Source organism: Mesorhizobium sp. M7A.F.Ca.US.008.03.1.1, assembly GCF_003997495.1.
GTDB lineage: Bacteria > Pseudomonadota > Alphaproteobacteria > Rhizobiales > Rhizobiaceae > Mesorhizobium.
This window is the reverse complement of record NZ_RZRU01000056.1, coordinates 1-703: the sequence shown is the minus strand read 5'-3', so window position 1 is coordinate 703 and position 703 is coordinate 1. Positions and strand designations below refer to the sequence as shown.

General features: G+C 62.2%; 1 protein-coding gene. It reads left to right on the top strand.

The window, feature by feature from the left end; genetic code table 11:
• A partial coding sequence (locus EOA16_RS32415; protein ID WP_206517375.1) for a 2-oxo acid dehydrogenase subunit E2 occupies positions 1–702 on the top strand: 702 nt, incomplete at its 5' end.
• Between the last annotated feature and the right edge of the window lies 1 nt (position 703).

Below are 703 nucleotides of genomic sequence, written 5' to 3'. Positions count from 1 at the left end.
CTCGTCCCGCATGACAATATGCGCAAGACCATTGCGCGGCGCCTGGTCGAGGCCAAGACCACCATCCCGCATTTCTACCTGACGCTCGACTGCGAGCTCGATGCGCTGCTGGCGTTGCGCACGCAGATCAATGCGGCTGCCCCGGTGAAGAAGACCGACAAGGGCGAGGCTCCGGCCTACAAGCTGTCGGTCAACGATATGGTGATCAAGGCTATGGCCATGGCGCTGAAGGCAGTGCCGGATGCCAATGCGTCATGGACCGAAACCGCCATGGTCAAGCACAAGCATGCCGATGTCGGCGTTGCCGTGTCGATCCCTGGCGGGCTGATCACGCCGATCATTCGGCATGCCGACGAAAAGACGCTGTCCACCATCTCCAACGAGATGAAGGATCTGGCCAGCCGCGCGCGCAGCCGCAAGCTGAAGCCGGAAGAGTATCAGGGCGGCACCACGGCGGTGTCCAACCTCGGCATGTTCGGCATCAAGGACTTTGCCGCCGTGATCAACCCGCCGCATGCGACCATCCTGGCCGTTGGTGCCGGTGAGGAGCGGGCGGTGGTCAAGAATGGCGAGATCAAAATAGCCACCGTGATGTCGGTGACGCTGTCGACCGACCATCGCGCTGTCGACGGTGCGCTGGGTGCAGAACTGCTGGTCGCCTTCAAGCGGCTGATCGAAAACCCGATGGGCATGCTGGTCTAGG